Here is a 21,615-nt window from a genome sequence, read left to right as displayed (position 1 = left end):
CGGCTCAGCGGCTGGCGCGGCGCTGGGGCGGGTTGGCCGCCAGCGCGTGCAGCAGCCCGACCGCCTGCTGGAGCTGATGGTCGGTCTCCGGCTTCGTCGGGTCGAAGGCGGGCGCGCCCTCGGCCGGCAGGCGCTGGACGCGGTCGGCCACGCCCGCGGGCAGGTTCAGCGGCGGCAGGGGCGCGGCCGGGCGGGCATTCACCCCCTGCGCGGGCCCGGGGGTGCCGCCGTTGTCGTTCCGCAGCGCACGACGCAGGTCGGCCTCGCGGTCGCGTTCGCGGTTCTGGGCGGCGTCCTCCCGCTGGGCCAGCACCTCGATGTCGGGCTCGATGCCCGTCGCCTGGATGGAGCGTCCGGAGGGCGTGTAGTAGCGCGCCGTGGTCAGGCGGATGGCGCCGTTGCCCGGCAGCGGCATCACGGTCTGCACCGATCCCTTGCCGAAGCTGCGGATGCCCATGACGATCGCGCGGCGGTGGTCCTGCAGCGCACCCGCCACGATCTCGGAAGCCGAGGCTGAGCCGGCGTTGACCAGCACCACCACCGGCAGGCCCTGGGCGATATCGCCGGTGCGGGCGTTCCAGCGCTGCGCGTCCTCGGGCCGGCGGGCGCGGGTGGAGACGATCTCACCCTGGTCGAGGAAGTCGTCCGAGACCTGGATCGCCTGGTCGAGCAGCCCGCCCGGATTGTTGCGGAGATCGAGCACGATGCCCTTCAGCCCGTCGCGCGTCTGGCTGCGAAGGTTCGACAGCGCCCGGCGCAGGCCGACCTCCGTCTGCTCGTTGAAGGAGGTGAGGCGGATATAGGCGATGTCCCCGCTCTCCAGCCGGGAGCGCACGACCTGCGGGCGGATCACGTCGCGGGTGAGGGAGAGCTCGATCGGCGTGGCCGTGCCCTCGCGCCGGATGGTCAGGCGGATGCTGCTGCCGCGCTCGCCCCGCATCTGGTCCACCGCCTCCTGCAGGGTCAGGCCCTGGGTGCTGGTGCTGTTGATATGGGTGATGAGGTCGCCGGGCTTCACCCCGGCCCGGGCGGCGGGCGTCTCGTCGATCGGCGAGATGACCTTAACGTAGCCGGCTTCCTGGCTGACCTCGATGCCGAGGCCGCCGAACTCGCCGCGCGTCTGGACCTGCATGTCGCGGAAGCTGCGGACGTTCATGTAGGAGGAGTGCGGGTCTAGGCCCTGGAGCATCCCGTTGATCGCGTTCTCGATCACGTCGCGATCGTTCACGGGCTCCACGTACTCGGCGCGGACGCGCTCGAAGACGTCGCCGAAGAGGTTCAGCAGCCGGTAGGTCTCGGCGCGCGAGCCGTCCTGCGCCCAGGCGGCCACCACGGGGCCGATGACCACGCCGGCGGTAAAGGCGGCCATGACCGGGCCGACAAGGCGCATCCTCGACCGCCGGGCGGCCGCGCGGGCTTTTTCACTCCGCAACTGGGTCCGGGGCGTGTCCGACGGTCCGGCAGGGTTTTGCATCGGTCAGGCACCCTTTCTGCCGCGGCGCACCGCGCGGCTTCTCATATTGCCGCAGGGCGGCTTGCCCAACGGTTACCCAGTTCCGCGCCCGGCCCGGCGGGGGCCTCAGCCGCGTCTCATCCAACTCGCGGGATCCACCGGCTGGCCGCGGCGGCGCAACTCAACGTAGAGCGACGCGCGGCCTCCGCCAGCAGACACAGCGTTACCAAGTGTTCCCACCGCCTCACCGGCCAGCACGCGCTGCCCGGGCTCCGCGTCCAGCCGGTCGAGACCGGCCAGGACGAAATGGTATCCGCCGCCGCAATCGACAATCAACATCCGTCCGTAGGAACGGAAGGGGCCGGAGAAGACGACCTGCCCGCTGCAGGGGCTGACCACCCGAGCGCCGGGGCTGGCGAGCCAGGTCTGGCCGGTCGCACCGCGCTCGCCGAAGTCCCGCTGGACGCTGCCGGCCACGGGCGCGGCCCGCCCGGGGCGCGGCCGGCCCGTGTCCCGCGCCCGCTCCCGCGCGGCGGCGAGGCTCTCCCGCGCCCGCTCGGCGTCGCGGTCGGCATCCTGCATTTCACGCGCCGCTTTTTCCTGGGCGGTCCGGTCGCGGGCCGTGTCCCGGGCCAGGGCGTCCCTGGCCGCCTCCCGCGCCTCGGCCTCTCGCGCGCGGCCCTCGGCCTCCCGCCGACGGGCCTCGGCCTGCCGCTCGCGCGCCTCGGCTTCCCGGGCGCGGGCGGCGGCCTCGGCGCGCTCCCTCGCCTCGCGGGCCCGGGCCTCGCGCTCCAGCCGTTCCAGCGCGCCGCGAAGGTCGCGGGCCTGGGCGGCGGCGGCGGCGGCGCGGCGGGTGGCGGCTGCCTCGGCGTCGCGGGCCTCGTCGCGGCGGGTGCGGGCCTCGTTCAGCGCGACTTCGACAGCCTCAGAGGTCTCGCGCGCCGCCACGCGGGTGGTCACGAGACGTCGGCGCTGCTCCTCAAGGCCGGCCGCGGCGCGGGAAGCGGCCTCACGGGCGCTGCGGTACTCGGCGGCCTCCCCGGCGAGCCGCCGGGCGACGCCGCGCAGGACGAGCGCGCCGCGCAGCGCCTCCTCGGGCGGGGCGGGCACCACCAGCAGCGTCTCGGCGGGCCAGAGGCTGAGGCGGCGCATCGCCGGGACCAGCGGCGCCAGCTCCTCGGCGCGGCGGGTCAGGTCCGCCTCGGCGGCGTCGCGGGCGGCCCCGGCGGCGGCCAGCCTTGCCTCCGCCGCGGCCAGCGCCGCCTCGGCCGCGACGGCGCGCCGCCCGGCCTCGGCCCGCCGCTCCGCCAGGCCCCGCTCCGCGGCCTCGGCCGCGCGGGCGGCGCGGGCGATGCCGGCGGCGTCGTCGCGCGCGCTGCGGGCATCCCGCTCGGCCTCGCCGAGGGACTGGCGGTCGATCGCCGTCGCGGGCTGTGCTTTGGCGGGAAGCGGGCTGAGGGAAAGGGCGAACACGGCCAGCGCCGCGCGGCGCAGGGCTTCGCCGGCGCGGGGCCCGCGCGGCCTCACCCGGCAGGGGCCTCCATCAGGTTCCGCCCCGTCATCTCCGCGGGCTGGGGCAGGCCCAGCAGCGCGAGGATGGTTGGCGCGAGGTCGGCCAGCCGGCCGTCATGCAGGGCCGTAACATTCTCAGGCCCGTTGTAGAGAAGCACCGGCACCGGGTTCAGCGTGTGCGCGGTGTGCGGGCCGCCGGTCACGGGGTCGCGCATCATTTCCGCATTGCCGTGATCGGCCGTCACCAGAAGGGCGCCGCCCATGTCGTGGATGGCGCGGGCGACGCGGCCGAGCCCCTCGTCCGCCGCCTCGCAGGCGCGGATCGCGGCCTCCAGCACGCCGGTATGGCCGACCATGTCCGCGTTGGCGAAGTTGAGGATGATCATGTCGTAGATGCCGGAGCGGATCGCGGCCTCGGCCTTCTCCGCCAGCTCGGGCTCCGACATCTCCGGCTGCAGGTCGTAGGTGGCGACCTTGGGGGAGGGGATCATCAGCCGCTCTTCCCTCGGGGAGGGCGTCTCGACCCCGCCGTTCAGGAAGTAGGTGACGTGCGGGTACTTCTCCGTCTCGGCCATGCGCAGCTGGGTCATGCCAGCGGCCGATACCGTCGGCCCGAGCAGCCCCGCCATGGATTGCGGCGGGAAGATCGTCTCCAGCAGCGGGTTCAGCGCCTCCGAGTACTCGGTCATGGCGACGGCGCCGCAGAGGGCGGGGTCCTGCGGGCGGGAGAAGCCGGTGAAGTCGGGGTCCAGCAGGGCGGCCATGATCTCCCGCACGCGGTCGGCGCGGAAGTTGAAGCAGAGCACGGCGTCGCCGTCGCGCATGCCGTCATACCCGGCCATGACGCTCGGGGGGATGAACTCGTCCGTCTGGCCGGCGGCGTGGGCGGCGCGCACCGCGTCGATGGCGCTGGCGGCCTCCGTGCCCTCGCCCATGACCATGGCGCGCCAGGCCTGGGAGACGCGCTCCCAGCGGTTGTCGCGGTCCATGGCGAAGTAGCGGCCGGTCACGGTCGCGATGACCGCGCCCTCGGGCAGCGCGGCCTCGAAGGCGGGAAGGGTCTCGGCGGCGGCCTCGGGCGGGGTGTCGCGGCCGTCGGTCCAGGCATGGACGGCCACGGGGATGCCCTTGGCCGCGAAAATCTCGGCCACGGCCACCGCGTGGTCCTGGTGCGCGTGGACGCCGCCTGGGGAGGTCAGCCCGCAGAGGTGCAGCACGCCGCCGCTGGCATGGAGCTGCTCGCCGAGCCAGACGATGGCGGGCATGCCGGCCAGCGTGCCGTCCGCGATCGCGGCGTCGATGCGCGGCAGGTCCTGCATGACGATGCGGCCGGCGCCGATGTTCAGGTGGCCGACCTCGGAATTTCCCATCTGCCCCTGCGGCAGCCCGACATCCGGCCCGCAGGTGCGGAGGAAGGCGCGCGGGCAGGTGGCCCAGAGCGCATCGAAGGTAGGCGTGTTCGCCTGCGCGACGGCGTTGTCCGCGGTCTCCTCCCGCCAACCCCAGCCATCGAGGATGACAAGCATGACGGGCTTGGGATGGGACATCGAGACCTCGTGCGCGCTGACTCCGGGCGGATTAACGCGCCGGGCGCCGATGGTCCACGGGGCCGCCGCAGTCTCCGAACCTGTCTCCGCGCCGTCCTCCCTTTCGCACGCCCGCGGGCGCAAGCACGGCGGGATCAGGCCCGCGCGGTATAGGCGCGGAAGACCTCCAGTTCCGTCGTGAGGCCGACCTCGGAGAAGCCGGCCGCGCGCATCGCGCCGAGGATGGTCTCGGCCGGCACGCAGGCCTCGATCGTCTCCCAGTAATAGGCCATCAACTCGCCGGAGCGGTGGCGGGGGGCCGCGAGCCAGCAGAGTGCGGGGATGGCGGCGCCCATGTAGAAGCGCGCGATGGCGCGCGCGAGGCGGCTCTCGGGCCGGCCGATCTCCAGGATCAGCACGGTCCCGCCGGGGCGCAGGACTCGGCGGTACTCGGCAAAGGCGGCGCCGAGATCGGCCACGTGACGCAGCGCGTAGCCCATGGAGAGGAAATCGACGCTCGCGTCCGGCAGCGGGATGCGCTCCGCCCGGCCCTCGATGAGGGTGACGCCCGGAAGGGAGCGCCGCGCCTCGGCCAGCATTCCCTCGCTGGGGTCGAGGCCGGTGACGAGGGCGGGATCACCCGTGATCGCGACCGCCTGGCGCGCGACGAGGCCGGTGCCGACGGCCACGTCCAGCACGCGCATCCCCGGCCGGAGTCCCGCCTCGCGCAGCGCACGCCGCCGGTAGCCGGGGCCGGTGCCGAGGGAGAAGATGCGGTCGATCCGGTCGTAATGCGGGGCCGTCTGGTCGAAGAGGGTGCGGACGAAGCCCTCCCGCTCCTCCGCCCGCGCGTAGCGGTGGGCGAGCACGGGGTGCGGGGCGGCGCCCGGGCTTCCGAGAGGAGCGGCCTCCTGCTGGTGCTGCGTCATGCCGGGCGCCTCCTGTCCGTCGCGGGTGCAGGGATGGCAAGGCGTTCCATCGGGCGCAAGACCGGTCTCAGCGCGGAATGGGCGAGACGCCGAAGATCACGGGGTGCAGGTGCAGCAGCGCCGCCCAGGCGAGGGTGCCGACGAGCACCGGCCAGAGCAGCTCGCGCCACACCACGCGGTTCCGCCCCGCCGCGACGGCGCCGAAGGGCAGGACCGAGGTGCGCGCCGCGAATTCCTTCCATGCCGCCGGGTTCCGCGCCGCCACTTTGGCATCCAGTGAGGGGATGCCCAGCGCCGCCGTCAGGAGGAAGGCGCCGAAGAAGACGACCGAGGCGCTGTCCCCGTTGCCGATCACGTGCACCGCGCCCCAGAGCGCGAAGGCGAGGAGCATCGGGTGGCGGGTGATCCGCAGCATCCCCCGCGGCTCCGCCGAGAGCGCCGCCTCCTGGCCGAGGGAGGTGGCGTTGCGCGTCATCAGGCTGCCCGCGAAGAGAATGAAGGCGAGCAGCATGGCCGCGACCAGCAGCCAGCCGAGCGGGCGCGGGGCGAACCAGAGGGGCACTGTCTCCGCGTTGCGCCAGGCGAGGACCAGCAGGGTGATCGCGATGGCTGAGGCGATGGAGAAGGCGCCGCGGAAGGGTCCCTCGCCGAGGCGGGCAACGATCGCCACGCGGGCGCGGGTGCCGGCGATGCCGACATGGAGGCCGACCCAGAGAAGGGCCGCGAGAACCAGGGGGATCATTCCGGAAGGCTGCCCCCTCCGGCCGGTACGCCGCAACGGATCCCGCAGCCAGGTGCGTTCACTGGGGCCGCCAGGCGCGGTGATAGGGGTGGTTCGTGCGGATGCACTGCGCGCGGAACAGCGCCTCGGCCAGCAGCCCGCGCACGAGCATGTGCGGCCAGGTGAGACGGCCGAGCGAAAGGCGGTGGTCGGCGCGGGAGAGCACCGACTCGTCCAGCCCCTCCGCGCCACCGATCGCGAAGGCAAGGGGGCGCGCGGCCTCGGCCCAGCGGGCGGTGAGGGCGGCCAGCCGCTCGCTGTCCGGCATCTCGCCGCCGAGGTCGAGGGCGATGACGAAGGCGCCCTCCGGCAGGGTGGCGAGGATGGCCGCGCCTTCCCGCCGGCGCATCTCGGCGGGGGTGCCGCGCGCCTCGGGCAGTTCCCGCAGGAGGAGGGGCGGGCGCAGGCGGGCGTTGTGCTGCTCGAAAAGCGCCGCCTCCGGCCCGCCCCGGGCGCGGCCCACGGCGAGCAGGAGGGGCGGCGCCACCGGGGGTTAGTCCCCCTCCTCGTCGGTGGAGAGGTCGATGGCGTCGTCGGAGCCGTCGTCGGGGCCGTCCAGCACCTCGTCGATCGGCAGGGCCTCGCCGTCCTCGGGTGCCGACTCCGGCCCTGCCTCCGGACCCGACTCCGATCCTGACTCTGGCATCATGCTCTCGGCGGCGGGGCTGTCCGGGCCCCACATGCGCTCGATCGCGTAGTTCGCCCGCGCCTCTGGCTTAAAGAGGTGGATCACGAGGTCCCCGGCATCGAGCAGCACCCAGTCGGGCGAGGCCTCGCGGCGCAGGCGGCGAATGCCGTGCTCGGCGAGCGCGTCCTCCACATGGCCTGCCATGGCCTCGATCTGCCGCTCTACGAGGCCGGTCGCGACCACCATGCGGTCGGCGAAGGAGGAACGGGTGGCGACGTCGAGCACGACCACGTCCTCCGCGCCATCCGACTCGAGGCTGGCGACGGCGGCGCGCACCAGCTCGTCGATGCGGTCCGGGCTCGGCGCGGGGCGCGGGGCGGCGCGGCCGCGCTTCTTCGGGCCAGCAGCCACCTCCCGCTTGCGCGGGGTGGGGGCGGACTCGGCCTCCAGCTCCGCGATCCGCTCGGCCAGCGGATCCGGCTCGGCCGCGGGGCGGCGGCGGAGGGCGTCCTCGGTGGTGCGAAGGGACTTGCGCGGTGCCCTGGCCGGCGCGCGCTCGGCCGGGGCGGCCGCGCGGGCGGTGCGGGGCGCGGCGAGCTTGGCGCGGGTGGTGGCCGTCGCTGTCCGGGCGGCAGGGGCCGCGGCGCGCGCGGGCGCCTTCCGCTCAGCGGCGGGCTTGGCGGCGCGACTCGGCGCGGGCTTCGCCGCGCGCACGGGGGCGGCCGGCTTGACCCGCGCGGTCGCGGCGGGCGCCTTCGCGCGCGTCGTGGCGGCCGGGGCCTTCGCGCGAGTGGTGGAGGCGGCAGCGGTACGCGCGGGGGCGCGGGTGGGCGCCGCAGCCTTCGTCCGGGCTGGCGTGGTCTTCGCGCGGGCGGGCGCGGCAGCCTTCGTCCGGGCAGGGGCGGCCTTCGCGCGGCTGGGCGCGGCGGCCTTCGCTGCGGGCCGGGCGGTCGCGCGGCTCGCGGCCGGCTTGGCCTCGGCTGCCCTCGTGCGCGCCGGGGCCTTGGCGGGTGCCTTCGCCGGCGCCCTGGTAGCGGCCCGCGCCGGCGCCTTGGCTGGCGGCTTGGCGGGTGCCTTCCGCGCGGCGGGCTTGGCCGGCGCGGGCGCCTTCGTGGCGGTGCCGCGGGCGGCGGGCGTCTTGCGGGTGGTCGTGGCGCCGGCCGCGCGGCTTCCTGCGCGCGAGGCGGTGCCGCGGGCGGCGGGGCGGGGCGGGTCCTTCGGGGGGCGGGCCATGTCCGGCTCCTTTCTTGATGCGCGCGGGGCGCGTTGGATTTCTACGCGCCCAGGACACGATGGCCAGGGTGCGACGGCTTCGTCAGGCCTCGGCCGGCCGGAGGGCCGGGGCCGAGGGGTCGTTTATTGAATGGGGCGCGGCGGGCGCGGTTGCGATGGCGCGGAGCGCCCGGATCGCGGTGGCGCTCGCCGGGTGTTCCCGCGCCGGGACGAGGCACCAGGAGGCATGGGCGCGCCCAGGTTGCTCGATGGCGGAGGGGGATGCCCCCAACAGCAGCGCGCCGCAAGCCCTGCGATGGTGGCGCAGCACCGTCGCCGCCGCCCCGTGCAGGGCACGGCGCGTGTAGCCCGGCCGCGGCAGCACGGCCATGGGCGTGCGCTTCGCCAGCCGCCGCCAACGCCGCCAGCGCGGCAGTTGCACGAGGTTGTCCGCCCCCATGATCCAGACGAAGCGCGCGCGCGGGAAGAGGCGGCGGAGCCGGGCGAGGGTTCGCTCCGTCTGCCGCAGGCCGAGCCGCGCCTCGATGTCGGCGGCGATGACGTAGCGGCCGTCGGCGATGCGGCGGGCCGACTCGAAGCGCTCCGCGAAAGGAGCCATGCCATCAACGGACTTCAGCGGGTTGCCGGGGGAGACGAGCAGCCAGACCTCGTCCAGCCGCAGGACGTGGCGGGCCATCTCCGCGACGTGGCGGTGGCCGGGATGGGCGGGGTTGAAGGAACCGCCGAGCAGGCCAATGCGCACGCGCCGCCCGTCGCCCCATCGCCCTGGTTTGCGGTGGGAGAGGGTAGAGGGGCGCGGCGCCAGGGCGCGGTCGAAGGGGAGGACGGGTGGCGGCAAGGCCTCAGCCCACGCCGCCGGGAGAGGGAAGGCTCAGGGCGTGCGCACCGCGACGGTGACGGGCTGCGCGACGAGGCCCTGGTAGGTCACGGTGAAGGTGCGCCCCGCCTCGGTCGGGGTGGCGGCGGAGAAACCACCGAGCGAGATGATCTCGCCCGCCCGCAGGCGGCGCCCGTCGCGCTTCAGGTCCTCCACCAGCCAGGGGATGACGTCGAGCGGGTGGCCGAGCAGCGCGGTGCCGGGGGCGCGGGAGAGTTCCTTCTGATCGGTGGCCAGGATCACCGTCATGCTGGCCAGCCGCGCCGCGAAGTCGGGCGTGGCCACCGCCGGGATGGGCTCCCCGAGCACGCCGAGGCGGGCGCCGACATTCGCCGCCACGAGGTTCGTGCCGGTCATCTGCCCCTGGGCGAAGACGAGGTCCGGCATCTCGATGAAGGGGATCACCTGGTCGAGGTGGCGCAGGATCTCCACCCGGTCCGTGCCGGCGGCGTTGATCCCCTCGTCCCGCACGCGGACGAGAAGGTCGGCCTCCACGTTCGGCAGGGCACCGAAATCGTGGCGCACCTCGGCCGGGCTCGCGGCCGTGCCGTGTGCGCGGATCGTCGCCTGGTAGATCGTGCCGCGGATGGGGTGCGGCAGGCCGAAGCGCTGCTGGGCGGCGGCGTTGGTCAGCCCGACCTTGTAGCCGACGGGCGCGCCGAGCTCCCGCGCGAGGATCGGCACGAGCTTCTCCCGCGCGCAGGTGGCGTCCTCCATCGAGAGGTTCGGGCCGTAGCCCTGGGCGGGGCGGTTGGCGAGGATGTCGCCGGCCATGCGCGCGACATCCGCGTCGCTCGGGCAGGCCGCGAGGGCGCCCGCCGCGGTCAGGGGCGCGGCGAGGAGGGCCGTTGCGGCGAGCAGGGCAGGGCGGCGCATGGTTCTCTTTCCTTCCCGTGGCGGGCGATCAGGGGCGAACCTGGCCGGTCCCGATCACATGGTAGCGCCAGGTGCAGAGCTGCTCCAACCCGACGGGGCCGCGGGCGTGCAGGCGGCCCGTCGCGATGCCGATCTCGGCGCCGAAGCCGAACTCGCCGCCGTCGCAGAACTGGGTGGAGGCGTTCCAGAGCCCGACCGCGGAGCCGAGGCCGTCGAGGAAGGCCCCCGCGGCCGCCGCGTCCTCGGTGATGATCGCCTCGGTGTGCTCGCTGCCGTGGCGGCGGATGTGGTCGAGCGCCGACTCGACGCCGTCCACTACTGCGATGTTGAGAACCGGGGCGAGCCACTCGGTGGAGAAGTCGGCCTCGGAAGCGGCGGGCAGCTCCGGCAGGATGGCGCGCGCCGCCTCGTCCGCGCGGAAGTCGCAGCCGAGCGTGCGGAGATCGTCGACCAGCCGCGGCAGGAGGGAAGGGGCGATCGCGCGGTCGATCAGCAGCGTCTCGGTCGAGCCGCAGACGCCGGTGCGGCGCATCTTCGCGTTGGCGAGGACGCTGCGGGCCATCCCGTGGTCGGCGCGCTCGTGCACATAGGTGTGGCAGAGGCCCTCGGCATGCGCGAGGACGGGCACGCGCGCCTCCTCCAGCACGCGCGTCACCAGGCCCTTGCCGCCCCGGGGGATGATGAGGTCGATCAGCCCCGCGGCGCGCAGCATGGCGCCGACGAAGGCGCGGTCCGTATTCGGGGCGGTGGCGACGCAGGCCTCGGGCAGGCCGGCGGCGCGCAGGCCGTCGAGGATGCAGGCATGGATGGCGGCGGCGCTGTTGAGGCTTTCCCGCCCGCCGCGGAGGATGACGGGGCTGCCCGCCTTGAGGCAGAGGGCTGCGGCATCGGCGCCCACATTCGGTCGGCTCTCGTAGATCATGGCGATCACGCCGATGGGCTGCGCCACGCGGCGGAAGATGAGGCCGTTGGGGCGGGTCCATTCCGCCAGCACGCGGCCCACGGGGTCGGGCAGCGCGGCCACCTCCTCCAGCCCCACGGCCATGGCCTCGATGCGGGCGGGGGTGAGGGTGAGGCGGTCGCGGAACGCCTCGGTGAGGTCGGGCGCGGCGGCGAGGTCGGCGGCGTTGGCGGCCAGGATCTCGGCGCTCCGGGCGCGGAGGCTGGCAGCGGCGGTGATGAGCGCGAGGTCCTTCACCGGTCGCGGGGCACGCGAGAGCACGGTTGCGGCGGCGCGGGCGGCCTGGGCGGCCCCTTCCAGCGCGGCGCGGGCGATGGCGGCGGTATCGGCCGCGGGATCGGTGATCGCGTTCATGGGCGTATCGGTAGCGCCGCCGCGCGCGCGGTGGAAGCGCGGCGCGGCGGGGGCTGCCCCGTCACCCAGGCTTGCCAGCGCCGCCGGCCTGCCCGAGAACCGGAATGCATCAGAGAATGCAACGGAGGGAACCATGCGCTTCACCCAACCGGTGCTGGGCCGCCGCGCCCTCGCCGCCGCGGCCGCCGCGTCCCTTTCCGGCGCCGCGCGCGCCCAGGGCGTGTCCGGCAAGGTGACGGTGGTCACCTCCTTCTCCAACGACGTCACCGCCCCCTTCAAGCGCGCCTTCGAGGCGGCCCATCCCGGCACCACGCTTGAGGTGCAGAGCCGCAACACCACCGCCGGCGTGCGCTTCGTGCAGGAGACGCGCAGCAACAACGCGGTGGACCTCTTCTGGGCCTCCGCCCCCGATGCCTTCGAGGTGCTGAAGAAGGCGGGGCTGCTGGAGGCCTATAAGCCACAGGCGCAGGGCATCCCTGACACCATCGGGCCCTACGCGATCAACGACCCCGAGGGCTTCGTCACGGGCTTCGCGGCCTCGGGCTACGGCATCATGTGGAACGAGCGTTACATGCGCGCGAACCGCCTGCCGGAGCCGAAGGAGTGGGCAGACCTGGCGAGGCCCGCCTATCACGATCACATCATCATCACCGCCCCATCGCGCTCCGGCACCACGCACCTGACGGTCGAGACGATCCTGCAGGGCGAGGGCTGGGAGAAGGGCTGGGCGACGATCAAAGGCTTCTCCGGCAACCTCCGTCAGATCACCGAGCGCTCCTTCGGCGTGCCGGACGCGGTTAATTCGGGGCAGGTCGGGATCGGCATCGTGATCGACTTCTTCGCCTTCTCGGCCCAGGGCGCGGGCTTTCCGGTGAAGTTCGCCTATCCTTCCGTCACCACGGTGGTGCCGGCCAACATCGCGGTGGTGAAGAACGCGCCGAACATGGCGGGGGCGCGGGCTTTCATCGATTTCCTGCTCTCGGTGCAGGGGCAGGAGATCCTGCTGGAGCCGACGATCCGGCGACTCCCGGTGAACCCGGCCGTCTATGCGAAGGCGCCTCCCGGCTATCCCAACCCGTTCAACGGCACCATCGGCCTGCCGAACTTCCGCTTCGACCTCGGCGTGTCGGAGCGGCGCTACGCCGTCGTGGATGCGCTGTATGACCAGCTCGTCGGCACCAATCTCGAGGGGCTGAAGCGCGCGACCAAGGCGATCGGCGATGTGGAGACGCGGCTGGCGCGGCGGGACAACCCGCAGGCGCGCGCCCTGCTGGAGGAGGCGCGGGCGCTGATTTCCGCCATGCCCGTGACGGCCGAGGAAGCGGCGTCGGACGCGGTGGCCGGCTCCTTCTCCGGCCGCGGCGGGCCCGGTCCGCGCCAAGCGGAGCTGGAGCAGCGCTGGGCCGGCTTCGCGCGGGAGAAGTACACGGCCGCCGCTGCCAAGGCCGCCGACGCCGCGAAGGCTGCCGGGTGAGCCTCGCCACCACCGAGGCGACCGCCGCCACCCCGCCTGTATCCCGCGGGCGCCGTTGGGCGGCGCGGCCGGGGGAGGCGGTGGCCTTCGGGCTGGTCGCGATCTTCCTCATCGCCTTCCTGGTGGTGCCTGTGCTGACCGTGATCACCGTCGCCTTCCAGGACCGGGCGACGGGCGGCTTCACCCTCGCGCATGTCGGGGACTTCCTGTCCAACGACCTGTTCATGCGGAGCTTCTGGAACTCCCTCTACGTCTCCCTGATGTCCGTGGTGGTGGCGAGCCTGATCGCACTGCCGCTGGCCTATTTCACCACGCGCTTCGAATTCCGCGGCGCGGTGCTCGTGCAGACGCTCGGCGTGCTGCCGCTGATCATGCCGCCCTTCGCGGGCGCGGTGGCGATGGGGCTGCTGTTTGGCCGGAGCGGCAGCGTGAACCTGCTGCTAGGCGATTACTTCGACATCAACATCCCCTTCATGGAGGGGCTGAACGGGGTGATCTTCGTCCAGTCGGTCCACTACTTCCCCTTCATCCTGCTCAACCTCTCCGCCAGCCTGCGGAACATCGACCGTTCGATGGAAGAGGCGGCGCAGAACCTCGGCAGCCACGGATTCCGCCTGTTCCGGCGCATCGTGCTGCCACTGGCCATGCCCGGCTACGTGGCCGGGGCCAGCCTTGTTTTCATCAAGGTCTTCGACGACCTGGCGACGCCGCTGCTGCTGAACGTGCGGGAGATGCTGGCGCCCCAGGCCTATCTGCGGATCACCTCCGTGGGGCTGGAGGACCCGATCGGCTACGTCATCTCCGTCGTGCTGATCCTGTTCTCCGTGCTGTCGCTCTGGGTGTCCTCGCTGGCGCTGCGCGGGCGGGACTACGCGACGGTGCAGCGGGGCGGGGGCGGGCTGGCGCGGCGGCGCCTGCCGCGCGGGCAGGCGGTGGCGGCCTATGCCCTGATCCTTACTATCCTCGCGCTGGTGTTGGCGCCGCATCTCGGGCTGTTCCTGCTCTCCATCGCGACCATCTGGTCCTTTGCGCCACTGCCGGACGGCTACACGCTGGCGCACTACACGCGGGTTTTCGCGGAGAGCTCGGGGTACATCACCAACACGCTGATCTATGCCGGGCTGGCCGGGCTGCTCGACGTCGTGATCGGCACGGCCATCGCCTATCTCGTGCTGCGCACGCGCATGGCGGGCGCGCGCTGGCTCGACTATCTCGCCATGTCGGCGCTGGCGGTGCCGGGGCTGGTGCTGGGCATCGGCTATCTCCGCACTTATTTCGGTGTGACTCTTCCCGGCGGCACCTCGCTCGCGGCCTTCTGGGGGATCATCGTGCTCGCCTTGGCCGTGCGGCGGCTGCCCTACGCGCTGCGGGCCTGCACGGCGGCGCTCCAGCAGATCTCATCGAGCCTGGAGGAAGCGGCGGAGAACCTCGGCGCGCGGCGGCTGCGGGTGGTGCGCCGGATCGTGCTGCCGCTGATGGCCGGCGGAATTGCGGCCGGCTTCGTCACCTCCTTCGCGACGGCGGCGGTGGAGCTGTCCGCGACGCTGATGCTCGTGCAGTCCAACGCGGACGCGCCGCTGGCCTACGGGCTCTACGTCTTCATGCAGTCGCCCGCCGGTCGCGGGGCGGGCGCGGCGCTGGGGATCATCGCGGTGGTCATCGTCGGCCTGTCCACCCTCGTCTCGCACTTGGTGACCGCCCGCGGCGGGAAGGAGAGCGCATGAGCGACATCCTGGCGCGCGAGCCCGCGGGCATCCGGGTGGAGGGGGTGGACCTCTCCTACGGCGCCACCCGCGTGCTGCGGGACGTGAACCTCGAGATCCGGCCGGGCGAGTTCTTCGCCTTTCTCGGCCCCTCCGGCTGCGGCAAGACGACGCTGCTGCGGCTGATCGCGGGGTTCAACACGGCGCAGCGCGGGCGGGTGCTGGTGGGCGGCACCGATATCTCGAACCTTCCGCCCTGGAAGCGCGACGTGGGGATGGTGTTCCAGTCCTACGCCCTCTGGCCGCACATGACGGTGCGCCGCAACGTCGCTTTCGGGCTGGAGGAGCGGCGCGTGGCGCGGGCGGAGATCGCGGGGCGCGTGGACGCCGCGCTCGCACTTGTCGGGCTGGAGGGGATGGGGGATCGCCGCCCCTCGCAGCTCTCGGGCGGGCAGCAGCAGCGCGTGGCGCTGGCCCGCACCGTCGCGGTGCGGCCGAAGGTGCTGCTGCTGGACGAGCCCCTGTCGAACCTCGATGCGCGCCTTCGCGTGCAGGTACGGCGGGAGCTGCGCGAGATGCAGCAGCGGCTGCGCCTGACCACCATCTTCGTCACCCACGACCAGGAGGAGGCGAACACCGTCTGCGACCGGATCGCGGTCATGAACGAGGGCGTGGTGCAGCAGGTCGGCACGCCGATGGAGCTCTACGACCATCCCGCCAACCTCTTCGTCGCGAGCTTCCTCGGCACCGCCAACATCATGCCGGGCAAGGTTCTGCGCGATGGTGCGGCGAGCGCCTTCGAGATCGACGGCGGCACGCGCATCCCCTTGCCGCCCGGTCTGGACGTGCCGGCCGGCGCGCGGCTGATGTTCCGCCCGCAGGACGTGGCGCTGCTTCCCCTGGGCGCCGAGGCCCCCGGCCGCCGCTTGCTGGAGGGGGAGGTGACGCACCGGGAGTTCCTCGGCGCCTCCATCCGCTACGGCGTGCGCGTGGCGGGGGCGGAGGTGCTGGTGGATGCCCCGCATACCGGCGGCGAGGGGCATCTGGCGGTCGGCGGCCGCGCGGCGCTGGCGCTGGATGCCGCGCGGGTGAAGCTGCTGGCGGGCTGAGGGCGCCTCAGCGCCGCTTGCCCATTCCGCCCATGCTGGCGAAGACCTGGGCGTCCTTGTTCTCCTGCATCAGCATCGAGAAGCTCGGGATCTTTTCGAAGCCGAGCCCCTGGGGCACGCCCGTCTCCGGGTCGGGCTGGATCTTGCCGTAGGCCTCGCCCGAGACCTTCTCCCACTTCCCGGCGGGCTTCTTCACCTCAAGGTTCACCACCGTCGCCTTGAAGGCCATGCGGACGATGGCCTCCTTGGGGTTGGAGGGCTTGGTGAGGCTCGGGGCGCCGGCCATCACCTGCCAGCCGTTCTTCAGGGCCCAGGCGGTCAGCTCTTCCTTATCCATCCGGCGCGCTCCTTAGATGAGAACCATGTCGTCGCGGTGCACGATCACGTCGCGCCCGCGCCAGCCGAGGATCGCCTCGATCTCGGCGCTGCGGCGGCCGGCAATGCGGCGGGCGCTTTCCGAATCATAGGCCGAAAGGCCGCGGGCCAGCTCGCGCCCTTCGCTGTTCCGCACCGAGACGGGATCGCCGCGGTCGAAGCGGCCCTCCACCTCCCGCACCCCGGCGGGGAGGAGGGAGCGGCCGTCCGCGAGCGCCCGCGCGGCGCCCTCGTCCACCACCAGCCGGCCAAGCGGGGCGAGGGAGCCCGCGATCCAGCTCTTCCGCGCCGAGCGGCCCTCAGGCGCGGGCAAGAACCAAGTGCAGGGCGCGCCCGCCAGCATGGAGGAGAGGGGGTTGGGCGCCGAGCCCAGCGCGATCGCCATGGCGCAGCCTGCACCGGTGGCGATCCGCGCCGCGATGAGTTTCGTGCGCATCCCGCCGGAGGAGTAGCCGGGCGGCGGCTCGCCCCCCATGGCCATGATCTCCTCCGTGATCCGCTCCACCACCGGCAGGTGCCGCGCCTTGGGGTCGCGGCGAGGGTCGGCGGTGTAGAGGCCGTCGATGTCGGAGAGCAGCACCAGCGCGTCCGCCTCGATCATCTCGGCGACCCGAGCGGCAAGCCGATCGTTGTCGCCGAAGCGGATCTCGGCCGTCGCCACCGTGTCGTTCTCGTTGATCACGGGCACGCAGCCGAGTCCGAGCAGTGTGCGAAGCGTCTCCCGCGCGTTGAGGTAGCGGCGGCGGTCCTCGCTGTCCTCGAGCGTCAGCAGCACCTGGGCGGCGGTCATGCCGTGGCCAGCCAGCGCCTCCTGCCAGGCGCCGGCGAGGCGGATCTGGCCGACCGCCGCGGCCGCCTGCTTCTCCTCCAGTCGGAGGGAGCGGCGGGTGAGGCCGAGGGCGTGGCGGGCGAGGGCGACCGCGCCGGAGGAGACAAGCACCACCTCCGCACCCCCGGCGCGCAGCCGCGCGGCGTCCTCGGCGACGGAGGCGAGCCAGTCCGCGCGCGGGGCCGCGGTCGCCGGGTCCACGACGAGGGCGGAGCCGATCTTGACGACGATGCGGCGGGCGGTGGCGAGGTCGGGCGGCAGCATGGCGCCGCCCTACCACGGGCGCAGCGGGGCGGCGACACCGCCGCCCGCGGGTCAGCGCCGGGCGGGCTGCGCGTCCGGCGGCTCCCCGGATTGCTCCACGCGCTCCTCGGCCTCCTCGGGCGACTTGCGCAACTCGTCCTCGGAGTGAACCGCCTGACGTTCCAGCCGGCGCGTCCGCTCCTCCAGGGTCTCGTCCTTCTCGCGCCCGTTCATGGGGTGGCCCTTCCGATGCCCGCAGGAAACGCACGAGGGAGCGGCGGGTATCGCCCGGTCAGGCCGCCCCTTCCTCGACGGTGCTGCGCAGCTTCTGCTCGGGCAGGCCGATCACCAGCAGGAAAGCCGCCGTCATCACGGCACCGCTGAGAGCGAAGCAGCCGGTCAGGGCGGTCCGGTAGGCTTCGGCGAGCACGGCGTGCTGCGCGGGGGTTAGGGCCGCGAGCGCCTCGGCGCCGCCGCGGGTGAGGCCCTCCACGTCCACCGGCCCCGCCAGCCGCGCCGAGAGGATGGCGCCCGAGCAGGCCACGCCCACCGCGCCGCCGAGGGAGCGCATGAAGGTCATGGCCCCCGTCGCCGCGCCGAGTTCCTTGTAGGCGACCGCGTTCTGCACGGCGGTGGTCAGGTTGGGCATCCCCATCCCCATGCCGAGGCCGAGGGCGCCCATGGCCACCAGAAAGGTCCAGGCCGGTGCCGCGAGCCAGGCGAGACCCGCCAGCCCGGCCAGCGCTACCGCCTCCAGCGCCAAGCCTGCCATGAGGAAGCCCTTGTTGCGCCCGAGCCGGGCCGCCGCGCGGCCGCCGAAGACGGAGGTGAGCACCATACCGATCACCTGGGGCAGCATCATCGCCCCCGCCCGCGCCGGGCTCATTCCCAGGACGAGCTGGAAGTAGAGCGGCAGGAAGACGGTCGAGCCGAGCATGGCGAAGACCATCATCCCGCCGACGCTGACGCCGCGCGCGAAGACCGGGTTGCGGAAGAGGCCGAGGCGGACGAGCGGGTCCTCCGCCCGCGTCTCGCGCCAGAGGAAGGCGGCGAAAAGGGCAATGACCAGGGCCGCGCCACCGGCGGAGGCGGCGGAGACCCAGGGGAACTCCACCCCGCCCCAGGCGAGGAAGAGCAGCAACGCCGTCGTGCCGGCGGCCATCAGGACCGTGCCGAGGATGTCCAGCGGCCGCTTGCGCTTCGCTACCGGAGTGCGGAGGCCGAACCCGATCAGCAGCAGCGCGACGGCACCGACCGGCAGGTTCACGTAGAAGACCCAGCGCCAGGAGAGCGTGGAGGTGATAATTCCGCCCAGCAGCGGCCCCGCAACGCTCGCCAGCGCGAAGGTCCCGGTGAAGAGGCCCTGATAGCGTGGCCGCTCCCGCGGGGAGACGACGTCTCCGACCGAGGCCTGGGCGAGCACCATCAGCCCCCCGGCGCCCAGCCCCTGCAGCGCGCGGAAGAGGATGAGCTGCCCCATCGACCCCGCCGTGCCGCAGAGAAGGGACCCTGCGAGGAATAGCCCGATGGCCACGAGGAACATCTTCCGCCGCCCATAGGTGTCGGACAGCTTTCCGTAGAGCGGTGTTGTGACGGTGGAGGACAGCATGAAGGCCGTCACTACCCAGGAGAGATGCGCCATGCCGCCCAGGTCCGACACGATGCGGGGGAGGGCGGTGTTGACGATGTTCTGGTCGAGCGAGGCGAGGAGGATCGAGAGCAGCGCGCCCGTCATCACCACCCGGCGGGAGGCCGGGCGCTCGGGGCGCGGCCCGGGCGGGGCGGGCTCGGCGGTATCGGGGATCGGGCGGGTCAGGGCGAGGGAATCTGGCATGCGGCGGTGTTCCGGTCCAGGCGCGGCTGCCGTCCGGCGCGGCGGCGGGGGCCGGGGCGGGGTTGTGCCGCGGCGGGGTTGTGCTGCGCCGGGGCGGGCGGCGATGCTCCTTTTTGGCCAACGCCCTGCCTTCAGGATCGTTCAACTCTCACCATGAGCTTCCACTCCCTCTACCGTCACGGCTTCGCGCGCCTCGCGGCCTGCACCCCCCAGGTCTCGCTGGCCGACCCGGCGGCAAACGCGGAGGCGGTCCTCGCCGCCGCGCGGGACCTCCATGCGCGCGGGGTGGCGGTCGCCGTCTTCCCGGAACTCGGCCTGTCCGGCTACTCCATCGACGACCTGCTTCTGCAGGACGTGCTGCTCGACGCGGTGGAGGCGGCGGTCGAGCGGATCATCGCGGAATCGGCGGGGCTGCTGCCGGTTCTGCTGGTGGGCGCGCCGCTGCGGCACGAGGGGCGGCTCTACAACTGCGCGCTGGCGATCCATCGCGGCCGGCTGCTGGGCGTGGTGCCGAAGATCCACCTGCCGAATTACCGCGAGTTCTACGAGCGCCGCCACTTCGCCTCGGGCACGGGCACCGAGGGCGGCACGGTCCGCATCGGCACGCTGGACGCGCCCTTCGGCCCTGACCTTATCTTCGCGGCCGAGGACATCCGCGGCCTGGTGATCCATGCCGAGGTCTGCGAGGACCTCTGGGTGCCGAGCCCGCCGAGCAACGACGGGGCCCTGGCCGGGGCCACCGTCCTGGCCAATCTTTCGGCCAGCAACATTACCATCGGCAAGGCGGATACGCGGCGGCTGCTCTGCGCCTCGCAATCCGCGCGCTGCCTCGCGGCCTATGTCTATGCCGCGGCTGGGGCGGGCGAATCGACCACCGACCTCGCCTGGGACGGGCAGGTCTCGATCTACGAGAACGGCGCGACCCTTGTGGAGAGCGAGCGTTTCCCCTCGGGTCAGCAGGTCGCGATCGCGGATGCCGACCTCGACCTGCTGCGGCAGGAGCGGGCGCGGCAGGGCACTTTCGACGATAACCGTCGCCTGCACGCCCGGCCCTTCCGGCGCATCACCTTCCGGCTGGACCCCCCGATGGAGGACCTCGGCCTCGAGCGCCGGATCGAGCGCTTTCCCTTCGTGCCCGCCGATCCCGCCCGCCTCTCGCAGGACTGCTACGAGGCCTATGCCATCCAGGTCTCGGGCCTCATGCAGCGGCTGGGGGCGATCGGGAACCCGAAGATCGTGATCGGGGTCTCGGGCGGGCTCGACTCGACGCAGGCGCTGATCGTGGCGGCGCGGGCGATGGACCGCATGGGGCGGCCGCGCACCGACATCATCGGCTACACCATGCCCGGCTTCGCGACGAGCGAGGGCACGAAGAGCAGCGCCCACCGGTTGATGGCCTCGCTCGGGATCACCGTGCGGGAACTCGATATCCGGCCCGCGGCGCGGCAGATGCTTTCCGACCTCGGCCACCGATTCGCGGGCGGCGAGCCGGTCTATGACGTGACCTTCGAGAACGTGCAGGCGGGGCTTCGCACCGACTACCTCTTCCGTGCCGCGAACAACGAGGGCGGCATCGTGCTCGGCACCGGCGACCTGTCCGAACTCGCGCTCGGCTGGTGCACCTATGGCGTGGGCGACCAGATGTCGCACTACAACGTCAATGGCGGCGTGCCGAAGACCCTTATCCAGCACCTCATCCGCTGGGTGGCGGAGACCGGGCTCTTCGACGCGGAGGTCTCCTCCGTGCTCGTGGATATCCTCGGCACGGAGATCTCGCCGGAGTTGGTGCCGGCCGATGCGGGCGGGGCGATCCAGAGCACCGAGTCGAAGATCGGCCCCTACGCCCTACAGGATTTCACCCTGTTCTATGTGCTGCGCCACGGCTTCCTGCCATCCAAGATCGCCTTCATGGCCGAGCGCGCCTGGTCGGACGCGGCCCGCGGCTCCTGGCCGCCGCACTTCCCGCAGGAGCGCCGCCGGGCCTTCGCGCTGCCCGAGATCCGGCACTGGATGGAGGTGTTTCTCTCCCGCTTCTTCGGCTTCAGCCAGTTCAAGCGTTCCGCCCTGCCGAACGGGCCGAAAGTGGCCGCCGGCGGGTCGCTCTCCCCCCGCGGGGACTGGCGGGCACCTTCGGATGGGAACGCCGCGGCCTGGCTGGCGGAGCTCCGGAAGAACGTGCCGGAAGCGTGATGTCCCACACTGTGGCGCGGATGTCGATTTTCGGCGCGGCCTGAGGTGAAAGGCCGCCTTGGCCCTTGTTGGGCTGCGGACTTCGTGGTGACTTCGCCGACTAAGCGCAACAGACAGGCGGTTTCACATGGCGAAGGCAGCGGCACCCAAGAAGCCTGCGGCGGCGAAGGCTCCGGCGGCCCAAGCTTCGGCAGACAAGGCTCCGGCGAAGGCGGCCGCGGCGGTGGTCAGCCTGAAGCAGCTCGCGGCCGGCCTCGCCGAGACGCATGAGATGCCGAAGAAGCAGGCGGAGACCCTGGTGAACGACTTCGTGCAGTCGCTTGCCGATCACCTGAAGGCCGGTGACAAGATCCGCATCAATGGCCTCGGCATCCTCGAGGTGAAGTCCCGCCCGGCGCGGATGGGCCGCAACCCGGCAACCGGCCAGCAGATCGAGATCGCGGCGAGCAAGAAGATCGCCTTCCGTCCGGCCAAGGAGCTGAAGGAGGCCGTCTGAGGCCTCGCTTCGGCGGAAATGTTCTGGCCAGCTTCGACGAGCCCCATCCTCCGGTGGGGCTCGCTTTGTTTCTGGTACTAATTTTCAGGCCCCGTGCCGGGGGGGAGCGCCGGATTTGCCCGCGGCGGGGTTGCCCCGGGGCCCTGCGGCAATTATCTGGCCCCTGTCAGGCCGCTCGACTCCGCCGCCTGTCCTGCGGCCATCCTTCCTCACTTTGAGTTGAATCCCGCCC

19 protein-coding genes and 1 pseudogene are annotated in these 21,615 nt (G+C 73.0%); 6 read left to right on the top strand and 14 right to left on the bottom strand.

Features of this window, described 5'->3' with window-relative positions; translation table 11 throughout:
• Positions 1-4: 4 nt before the first annotated feature.
• The 7 genes and pseudogenes from D9599_RS02655 to rsfS all read right to left on the bottom strand — a co-directional run.
• Complete coding sequence (locus tag D9599_RS02655) at positions 5-1,390, bottom strand: S41 family peptidase (RefSeq protein ID WP_198379677.1); 1,386 nt, start codon at positions 1,388-1,390, stop codon at positions 5-7.
• 189 nt (positions 1,391-1,579) lie between these two features.
• Complete coding sequence (locus tag D9599_RS32200; RefSeq protein WP_198379676.1) at positions 1,580-2,980, bottom strand: peptidoglycan DD-metalloendopeptidase family protein; 1,401 nt, start codon at positions 2,978-2,980, stop codon at positions 1,580-1,582.
• Complete coding sequence (gene gpmI / locus D9599_RS02645) at positions 2,977-4,512, bottom strand: 2,3-bisphosphoglycerate-independent phosphoglycerate mutase (protein WP_198379675.1); 1,536 nt, start codon at positions 4,510-4,512, stop codon at positions 2,977-2,979. The genes D9599_RS32200 and gpmI overlap by 4 nt, the downstream gene beginning before the upstream one ends.
• Before the next feature lie 134 nt (positions 4,513-4,646).
• On the bottom strand, positions 4,647-5,420 hold the full coding sequence (locus D9599_RS02640; RefSeq protein WP_198379674.1) for a class I SAM-dependent methyltransferase: 774 nt from the start codon (positions 5,418-5,420) through the stop codon (positions 4,647-4,649).
• A gap of 67 nt (positions 5,421-5,487) precedes the next feature.
• Positions 5,488-6,162, bottom strand: coding sequence for an NnrU family protein (locus tag D9599_RS02635; RefSeq protein ID WP_198379673.1), 675 nt, complete (start codon positions 6,160-6,162; stop codon positions 5,488-5,490).
• 58 nt (positions 6,163-6,220) lie between these two features.
• Positions 6,221-6,688 (bottom strand): 23S rRNA (pseudouridine(1915)-N(3))-methyltransferase RlmH, encoded by a 468-nt coding sequence (locus tag D9599_RS02630; protein WP_309228517.1) that lies wholly within the window; start codon positions 6,686-6,688, stop codon positions 6,221-6,223.
• A 180-nt stretch (positions 6,689-6,868) separates the two neighbouring features.
• A pseudogene (gene rsfS, locus D9599_RS32400) lies at positions 6,869-7,288 on the bottom strand (ribosome silencing factor); the annotation flags it as partial.
• Positions 7,289-7,556: 268 nt separating this feature from the next.
• Here rsfS and D9599_RS31095 point away from each other — a divergent pair.
• The gene (locus D9599_RS31095; RefSeq protein ID WP_232480068.1) at positions 7,557-8,192 is read left to right on the top strand and encodes a hypothetical protein; all 636 of its coding nucleotides are present in this window, start codon (positions 7,557-7,559) and stop codon (positions 8,190-8,192) included.
• Here D9599_RS31095 and D9599_RS02620 read toward each other — a convergent pair.
• From D9599_RS02620 to D9599_RS02610, 3 genes are read right to left on the bottom strand one after another with little or no spacing between them, the layout of a single operon-like run.
• Positions 8,145-8,900 (bottom strand): nicotinate-nucleotide adenylyltransferase, encoded by a 756-nt coding sequence (locus D9599_RS02620; protein WP_375373028.1) that lies wholly within the window; start codon positions 8,898-8,900, stop codon positions 8,145-8,147. The two genes, D9599_RS31095 and D9599_RS02620, sit on opposite strands and share 48 nt — an antisense overlap.
• A 33-nt stretch (positions 8,901-8,933) precedes the next feature.
• A complete protein-coding gene (locus D9599_RS02615) occupies positions 8,934-9,815 on the bottom strand; it encodes a 2-keto-4-pentenoate hydratase (RefSeq protein WP_198379671.1) in 882 nt (293 codons plus the stop codon).
• Between the two features lie 28 nt (positions 9,816-9,843).
• On the bottom strand, positions 9,844-11,130 hold the full coding sequence (locus D9599_RS02610; protein WP_198379670.1) for a glutamate-5-semialdehyde dehydrogenase: 1,287 nt from the start codon (positions 11,128-11,130) through the stop codon (positions 9,844-9,846).
• Between the two features lie 133 nt (positions 11,131-11,263).
• On the opposite strand from D9599_RS02610, the gene D9599_RS02605 reads away from it, so the two are divergent.
• Genes D9599_RS02605 through D9599_RS02595 form a run of 3 tightly spaced genes read left to right on the top strand, consistent with a single transcriptional unit; the run spans position 11,264 to position 15,416 of the window.
• The gene (locus D9599_RS02605) at positions 11,264-12,604 is read left to right on the top strand and encodes an ABC transporter substrate-binding protein (RefSeq protein ID WP_198379669.1); all 1,341 of its coding nucleotides are present in this window, start codon (positions 11,264-11,266) and stop codon (positions 12,602-12,604) included.
• Complete coding sequence (locus D9599_RS02600) at positions 12,601-14,328, top strand: iron ABC transporter permease (RefSeq protein WP_198379668.1); 1,728 nt, start codon at positions 12,601-12,603, stop codon at positions 14,326-14,328. Before D9599_RS02605 ends, D9599_RS02600 begins: the two co-directional genes overlap by 4 nt.
• Positions 14,325-15,416 carry an ABC transporter ATP-binding protein gene (locus D9599_RS02595; RefSeq protein WP_198379667.1) on the top strand — a complete coding sequence of 364 codons (1,092 nt, stop codon included), beginning with the start codon at positions 14,325-14,327 and terminating at the stop codon, positions 15,414-15,416. Before D9599_RS02600 ends, D9599_RS02595 begins: the two co-directional genes overlap by 4 nt.
• A 7-nt stretch (positions 15,417-15,423) precedes the next feature.
• On the opposite strand, the gene D9599_RS02590 is transcribed toward D9599_RS02595, so the two are convergent.
• Genes D9599_RS02590 through D9599_RS02575 form a run of 4 tightly spaced genes read right to left on the bottom strand, consistent with a single transcriptional unit; the run spans position 15,424 to position 18,697 of the window.
• The gene (locus D9599_RS02590) at positions 15,424-15,753 is read right to left on the bottom strand and encodes a hypothetical protein (RefSeq protein ID WP_198379666.1); all 330 of its coding nucleotides are present in this window, start codon (positions 15,751-15,753) and stop codon (positions 15,424-15,426) included.
• Between the two features lie 12 nt (positions 15,754-15,765).
• Positions 15,766-16,884: a glutamate 5-kinase gene (gene proB, locus D9599_RS02585; protein WP_198379665.1), complete on the bottom strand. Its 1,119-nt coding sequence runs from the start codon at positions 16,882-16,884 to the stop codon at positions 15,766-15,768.
• Positions 16,885-16,935: 51 nt separating this feature from the next.
• Entirely contained in the window at positions 16,936-17,097 is a 162-nt protein-coding gene (locus D9599_RS02580; protein ID WP_198379664.1) for a hypothetical protein, read from the bottom strand.
• Positions 17,098-17,155: 58 nt separating this feature from the next.
• Positions 17,156-18,697, bottom strand: coding sequence for an MDR family MFS transporter (locus D9599_RS02575; RefSeq protein WP_198379663.1), 1,542 nt, complete (start codon positions 18,695-18,697; stop codon positions 17,156-17,158).
• Between the two features lie 153 nt (positions 18,698-18,850).
• Here D9599_RS02575 and D9599_RS02570 point away from each other — a divergent pair, with 153 nt between their 5' ends.
• Positions 18,851-20,887, top strand: coding sequence for an NAD(+) synthase (locus D9599_RS02570; protein WP_198379662.1), 2,037 nt, complete (start codon positions 18,851-18,853; stop codon positions 20,885-20,887).
• 127 nt (positions 20,888-21,014) lie between these two features.
• Positions 21,015-21,383: an HU family DNA-binding protein gene (locus D9599_RS02565; RefSeq protein WP_043832192.1), complete on the top strand. Its 369-nt coding sequence runs from the start codon at positions 21,015-21,017 to the stop codon at positions 21,381-21,383.
• The last annotated feature ends 232 nt before the right edge of the window (positions 21,384-21,615 follow it).

This window comes from Roseomonas sp. KE2513, assembly GCF_016107305.1.
Classification (GTDB): Bacteria; Pseudomonadota; Alphaproteobacteria; order Acetobacterales; family Acetobacteraceae; genus Roseomonas.
Note: the sequence above shows the minus strand (reverse complement) of the source record. Positions and strands in the feature narration are given on the sequence as shown.